Source organism: Photobacterium sp. 1_MG-2023 (assembly GCF_030547945.1).
In the GTDB taxonomy this organism is placed as follows: domain Bacteria; phylum Pseudomonadota; class Gammaproteobacteria; order Enterobacterales; family Vibrionaceae; genus Photobacterium.
This window is the reverse complement of the sequence record NZ_JAUORR010000011.1, coordinates 138,659-144,760: the sequence shown is the minus strand read 5'-3', so window position 1 is coordinate 144,760 and position 6,102 is coordinate 138,659. Positions and strand designations below refer to the sequence as shown.

The window sequence follows — 6,102 nt, the reverse complement described above, 5'->3', positions numbered from 1 at the left end:
CCCGGCGCTCGATGGATTCCCGCCTTCGCGGGAATGACGGGGGGAGAATCGGGAATGACAGTAATTAATTGAATTATTTTAGTTTTGTCGTTACCGCACAATTTTAGACATGCACGCGCTGAATTCTCATCTGGACGCTGTCGTGAATTGAGATCAACTCAACTGAGGACTTATCAATAAAGTATCTTTCACGTAAACTGTGACGACAAAAAAAGCAGGGATATCTATTTTGCAGCCTTATCAGCCGTCCTCACCTCAAAAGCCACGTAGACTCTTGATCACATTTGCTCCCGTGATTGTGATCTTTCTGTTGATCATGGCAACCCTTCACTTTTTTGTTCTGCGTCATGTGCCAGAAAATCAGGTGCAGACGGGTAACCAAATCTCACAAAACACCCGCGATACATTAGTGAATCATTATATTCTCTCGTCTGACGATCAGATTGAGTATTTTTACAGTTATGGCAGGAAGTCCGTACTGGAAGGTGGCGCAATTCTGACAGATGATCTGTTAATTCATTATGCTCAGGGAGAGAATCAACGTATCTCCGTCTTTGAAATTCATATCGACGATCTGGATTCGGTCGAATTAGTCGAAAATACCCGAATGGATAAGATTCGAATCTATCGGGTGAATGCCGTCGAATCCGGTATCTGGCTGAATATTGCTTTATCTGCAAAAGATCAAGGTGACAAAGCATTTATTCAGGCACTCCAATATAAATTATCTCAACGCAATTTAAATATTCACATTTAAATAAACCTGAACCATCGCCGATCTATTGTTTTCTCTCCTTTCAAAGATAATAAACAGGTTTTAATTTTCTTTCAGATCATTTCACCCAGCCTTACTGATGATGTCTGTGTTTCTGTGCATGCCTCATCGGCTTAGGCTGGCTGCGGCGAAGTGGACGCCTCGTTATTCATCACAACAGAAACTGAAACACAGCTCCTGCGCTGTGTAAACTATGTGTCATTGATAGCAGCGATTGAGTTAAGGATGCATTCATTGCATCCAAATTCAATGCTTTAATATCAAGACTTTCGCACCATCAGTCTTCATTATAAATTCAATCAGCCAAATTCAAGTGCAAGACACCTCTTTTGGTCATCACCTCAAATTATTCCTCAGAGGCCATCAAAAATTGTCGGCTTCTGGCAAATTTTGACATTGCTGAAAAGACATTTTTCTCCGGCTTCCCCTATCATGGATTTTATCAGAAGTAAGAAAATGCAACCTGGATGCTATGTTTAAGAAAATCTTTCAAACGCTCGTCTTTTTAGTACCTGCACTGACGACAATTCATACTCACGCACAATCTGTCAGTCACTCAGGAAAACGTACCGTCGACGATGTGCTTGCCATTTATGGTCAACTGTCGGAACAACGCCTGAAATACAGATTCAGAAAAGCCAATGTTGCTTACCCACCCGCCAAAATTGCCCTGCTTGGTCTGAAGGAAGAAAAGGCACTGGAGCTGTGGGCGATTGATCAACGGGGTGCCCGGCATTTCGTGCATAGTTACCCTGTCACAGCGGCAAGTGGCAAAGCAGGCCCGAAAATGAAAGAAGGTGATCGTCAGGTGCCGGAAGGGATTTATAAAATCATCGGGCTGAATCCGAACAGCCGCTTTCATCTGTCCATGAAACTCAATTACCCGAACGATTTTGATATGAAATATGCCAATCTCGAAGGCAGAACGCGTCCGGGAACCAATATTTTCATTCATGGCAAAGCTGACTCGATTGGCTGTCTGGCTATCGGGGATACCGCTATAGAAGAATTATTTACGCTGGTCGGCAAAATCGGCAAGGGCAATGTGGATGTCGTGATTGCGCCACACGATCCGAGAAAAGCCCCTATCCGTCCGATTGCAGCGCAATCTCCGACCTGGGTTTCGGAGCTCTATGCCTCGATTGAAACGGAATTTGCAAGATTCACCTATTAAATCGTTTGAATAAGGTGCGCAGAATCAACTTTTAAATCCGTTTATCTTGTGATGTCTGCAAGTCCGTCATAGGCTCTGTCAGCGATATATTCTGGAAAAAATCAAACTGACAAGGAAAGATATGAGTCAGGCATTACGAAACCAATGCACCACTTTTGTACCGGGAAACCACCTGCCAACCCCGGCAGAAACCTTTCAGCGCATGGCAGATTGGTGTCAGGCACACCAAATCAACCATGATGTTTATGGTGAAGGTGATTTTCTGCAGGCATTTGAAGCCAAAATCGCCGCTTTACTGGGCTATGAGGCCGCCCTGTTTGTGGTCACCGGCACCATGACCCAGCCTACCGCACTGCAACTGGCCTGTATGGCACGCAACAACCCCGTTGTGGCCATGCATCCATCCAGCCATATTTATCTGCATGAAGGCCAGAACTATCAGCTTCAGGATCGGTTTTCGGTCTTGCCGGTTGGGAATCCTTATCAGACCTGGAAGCTCGATGATCTGAAAGCCTGGCCGGACGATATCGCCGCAGTGCTGTATGAATTGCCCATGCGTGAAATTGGCGGTCAGTTGCCACAATGGGATGACTTAGAAGCCATCAAAGCCCATTGCCAGCAACAAAATATTCATCTTCATTTAGACGGCGCACGTCTGTGGGAAGCCAAAGCCTGGTATGGCCGCGAGTATCATGAGATTACAGCGGGTTTTCATTCAGCCTATGTCTCACTCTATAAAGGCATTGCCGGACTGGGTGGCGCCATGTTACTCGGCGATAAATCCTTAATCGACAAAGCCCGCCGGTGGATGCAGCGTCAGGGTGGCAATGTTGTTCACCGGACACCTTATGCGGTTTCTGCCGCGATGCAATTTGATCAGCGTCTGGCGCAGATGCCTGCACTATTCGAGCGAACCCAACAAATCTATGAGATTGTTCGCGCTTACCCGATGCTCACGCCAAATCCGGCCGCACCGCAGTCCAATTTATTCCATCTTTACCTGCCGGTCAGTGAAGTCAAAGCAACAGCAATTCGGGATAAGCTGGCGAAAAACCATCAGATCTGGATTGGCTACCCGCAGCAGGCGGCACTGCCCAACCAGTCTTTCTTCGAATGGTATGTGGGGGATCACCTGCTGAACATGCATGATGACACTTTCAGATCAGTGCTGGATCTCATTGCTGCTGAAATCGCGTAATTTTCAGGATCCATGGTGCCTTAAAGCCGCTGAAACCAGCGGCTTTGTGTTTCAGAAGGATTCCAGATAGTTCAGCGTCAACTGCGTCAGGCGCTGTTTTTCTTCTTCACTGATAAAACTGGCCATGATGGCATTGAAAGTGAACTGAGCAATCTCTTCCCGGCTCATTGGATGCGCGTCGGCGACAGCCTGAAAGTTATCTGTCATGTATCCACCAAAATAAGCCGGATCATCCGAGTTAATGGTCACACATAGCTCTTTTCGCAGGAGTTCAACGATGTTGTGATCACGCATCGATTCAAACACCTTGAGCTTCAGATTCGACAACGGACACACGGTTAAAGGCACCTGATCCCGGATCAGCCGCGCAACCAGCGCCGGATCTTCTACACAGCGCACACCATGATCAACTCGGGTTGCCCCCAGCAAATCAAGGGTATTGTCGATGTTCTGCGATGGCCCTTCTTCCCCGGCGTGTGCAACCGTCAGAAACCCGGCTTCCAGTGCTTTTTGAAACACATCTTTGAACTTCTCGGGCGGATGGCCCAGTTCAGAAGAATCCAGTCCGACACCAATGATTTTGTCGCGGTGTGGCATCGCCTGTTCCAAGGTGCGAAATGCCGCATCCTGATCCAAATGACGTAAGAAGCACAGGATCAACTGGCTGGAAATCTCCAGCTCAGTCTGGCCTTGCTCGAGCGCACGATGGATACCATGGACCACGGTTTCAAACGCGATCCCGCGCTCGGTATGCGTTTGCGGATCAAAGAAAATCTCGGTGTGGACCACATTGTCTGCCTTGCACCGCAGCAGATACGCCCAGGTCAGATCATAAAAATCCTGTTCATGAATCAGGACATTCGCGCCCTGATAGTAAATATCCAGAAACGACTGCAGATTATGGAACTGATAAGCCGCACGGACTTCTTCGGGTGAACGGTAAGGAATAGCAATATGATTTCTTTCGGCAAGGGCGAACATCAGCTCAGGTTCCAGCGAACCTTCTATGTGCAAATGCAGCTCTACTTTCGGCAGTCCGGCAATAAATTGATTCATGGGTTGCTCTTCATCGGGTTCTCAATACGTGGATAAGCATGATGAACAGCAATTCTGCAATGCGGGAGCAAGATGGATTCTGACTAACACAAAGAGAAAAGCCGTACATCGACTTGACTCTTCGTAATCAGAATTTTACGGATTCTGGTAGAGACCCCCACACCCTATCAGTGGGGTTATACGAAGCTGAATCTTAACGGTTTGTGACCGTTAAGACGTACAACGCGGGCAACTTTCTCACACTTGGTGCCAGCTTGCAAGCCGGGCCATCAGATATAAATCGGCATACTGACCCGATTTAAAGGTTGCCATTTTCTTCTCACCTTCCAGGCCAAAACCAAATTTTCGGTACAGGGCAATCGCTGGTGCATTGTCGGTATTCACTTCCAGCTCCAGACGCAAGACATTCAGCCAGTTATCTGATAAATCAATGGCTTCCGCCATCAGCATCGATCCCACCCCCCTGCCGTGAAATTCAGGATGAACAGCAATCGCTGTACTGGCGATATGTTTTTCTTTCGGTTTCTGGCGGGTAAAAAGCGTGACATGGCCCACAGCGCGACCATCCAGATCAGCCACCAGCGTGATCAAATCTGAAGAAGAAAACAACTGACCGATCCGTTTACTGCCCAGATGCATAAACTGAGATGTGTTTTCCAGCACACTGGAAATTGAATAGATGTCACACAGACCATCCATGTCTGTATCTTCCATGTGCCGAATGGTAATTGCCATCTCCTGACTCCTGCCTAAATCATGATAAACACTGGATTTTTCTCAGCTCATTTTCTATCACAGCCACTTGCCTTCAGCTACAGAGAAACATGGGAAATGCTGCGTTGTGCCAAAGAATCGCAGTCCGGCAGGCGCTGAACAACGAGCAGTTTCTTTATCGCATCACAGCTCAGAAGAGGACATCTGATTCTCCAGATGCGTCAGAAACGCACGAATTTTCTGAGGCAGATGTTTGCGGCCAGCATAGATGGCGTGCAGCACTAAATCTTCCGGTTCAGCTTCCAGTTCAATCAAAACCAGCCGACCCGCTTCGATTGCCTCCTGACAAGCTTCCTGAGCCAAAATGGCAAACCCAAATCCGGCCAGCGCCGCCCGGCTGGCCAGGGTTCCACTATTCACTTTAAATGCAGATTTCACCGGCAGGGTCTGCTGTTTTCCGTCTGCCGTTTTGAATATCCATGGTGAGCCATTCAGCGCAGTCAGCGTCGTAATACAGGGCAACTGCTGAATTTCTTGCAGAGTTTTCGGTTGTCCAACCCGCGCAATCAGTGCCGGGGACCCCACAATACAGCTTGGTTTCCGGAACACTTCTTTGGCAACCCAGCCGCTGTCTGCCAGCGCTCCCCGGTGAAAACTCAGGACAATATCAAAGCCATCCAGCAAATCTTCTTTCGGGCTCAGGCTGGTTTCACAGCAAAGGCTCAGTTGCGGATGTTTTTCACAAAAACTCACGACCATTTCAGCCAAAACGGGTAAATCAGGCATCAGCAGTTTTAACTGTCCCGTGACGCTTTTGGCATGATCCCGGACATCCTCCAATGCATCATTCAGGGCCGTCAGTAACGGCAAGGTTGACCCATAGAGCTGATGCCCTGCCTCTGTCGGGGTCATTCGGCGGGTCGTTCTTTCAAAAAGCCGTGTGTTGATTGCCGATTCAAGTAAAACGATATGACGGCTGACATTGGACGTTGGCACCGTCAGCATCTCCGAAGCCTGCTTAAAACTTTGACAAAGATAAACCGCATGAAAAGTTTGCAGCCACTGGGTTTCGACCTGCTCTAACACTATTCACCCACTTTTCGGGATAATTAAACCAATGAAAGCCAATTTATCCCTTTGAACAGGTTTATACAATCTGAGCTTTCGAACGACAGAGAGACAAAA

The 6,102-nt window shown here is 47.7% G+C and carries 6 protein-coding genes and 1 riboswitch; of the genes, 3 read left to right on the top strand and 3 right to left on the bottom strand.

Going from position 1 to position 6,102, the window contains the following annotated elements; genetic code table 11:
• Positions 1 to 316 precede the first annotated feature (316 nt).
• The 3 genes from Q4579_RS12000 (at position 317) to Q4579_RS11990 (ending at position 3,147) form a co-directional block, all read left to right on the top strand.
• On the top strand, positions 317 to 757 hold the full coding sequence (locus Q4579_RS12000) for a hypothetical protein (protein ID WP_303564458.1): 441 nt from the start codon (positions 317 to 319) through the stop codon (positions 755 to 757).
• Positions 758 to 1,247: 490 nt separating this feature from the next.
• Positions 1,248 to 1,949 (top strand): murein L,D-transpeptidase family protein, encoded by a 702-nt coding sequence (locus tag Q4579_RS11995; protein ID WP_303564457.1) that lies wholly within the window; start codon positions 1,248 to 1,250, stop codon positions 1,947 to 1,949.
• Positions 1,950 to 2,070: 121 nt separating this feature from the next.
• Positions 2,071 to 3,147 (top strand): low specificity L-threonine aldolase, encoded by a 1,077-nt coding sequence (locus Q4579_RS11990; protein ID WP_303564455.1) that lies wholly within the window; start codon positions 2,071 to 2,073, stop codon positions 3,145 to 3,147.
• 51 nt (positions 3,148 to 3,198) lie between these two features.
• Here the strand turns inward: Q4579_RS11990 and Q4579_RS11985 are convergent, their stop codons facing one another.
• From Q4579_RS11985 to Q4579_RS11975, 3 genes are all read right to left on the bottom strand, one after another.
• A complete protein-coding gene (locus Q4579_RS11985; protein ID WP_303564454.1) occupies positions 3,199 to 4,203 on the bottom strand; it encodes an adenosine deaminase in 1,005 nt (334 codons plus the stop codon).
• 104 nt (positions 4,204 to 4,307) lie between these two features.
• Positions 4,308 to 4,407: riboswitch (purine riboswitch) on the bottom strand.
• A 33-nt stretch (positions 4,408 to 4,440) separates the two neighbouring features.
• On the bottom strand, positions 4,441 to 4,938 hold the full coding sequence (locus Q4579_RS11980; protein ID WP_303564453.1) for a GNAT family N-acetyltransferase: 498 nt from the start codon (positions 4,936 to 4,938) through the stop codon (positions 4,441 to 4,443).
• A 162-nt stretch (positions 4,939 to 5,100) separates the two neighbouring features.
• Positions 5,101 to 6,003 carry a LysR family transcriptional regulator gene (locus tag Q4579_RS11975; RefSeq protein WP_303564452.1) on the bottom strand — a complete coding sequence of 301 codons (903 nt, stop codon included), beginning with the start codon at positions 6,001 to 6,003 and terminating at the stop codon, positions 5,101 to 5,103.
• Positions 6,004 to 6,102 lie beyond the last annotated feature (99 nt).

Coding starts and splice junctions, on each gene's coding strand:
- Q4579_RS12000 (WP_303564458.1), top strand. CDS start 317: ATGGCAACCCTTCACTTTTTTGTTCTGCGTCATGTGCCAGAAAATCAG.
- Q4579_RS11995 (WP_303564457.1), top strand. CDS start 1,248: ATGTTTAAGAAAATCTTTCAAACGCTCGTCTTTTTAGTACCTGCACTG.
- Q4579_RS11990 (WP_303564455.1), top strand. CDS start 2,071: ATGAGTCAGGCATTACGAAACCAATGCACCACTTTTGTACCGGGAAAC.
- Q4579_RS11985 (WP_303564454.1), bottom strand. CDS start 4,203: ATGAATCAATTTATTGCCGGACTGCCGAAAGTAGAGCTGCATTTGCAC.
- Q4579_RS11980 (WP_303564453.1), bottom strand. CDS start 4,938: ATGGCAATTACCATTCGGCACATGGAAGATACAGACATGGATGGTCTG.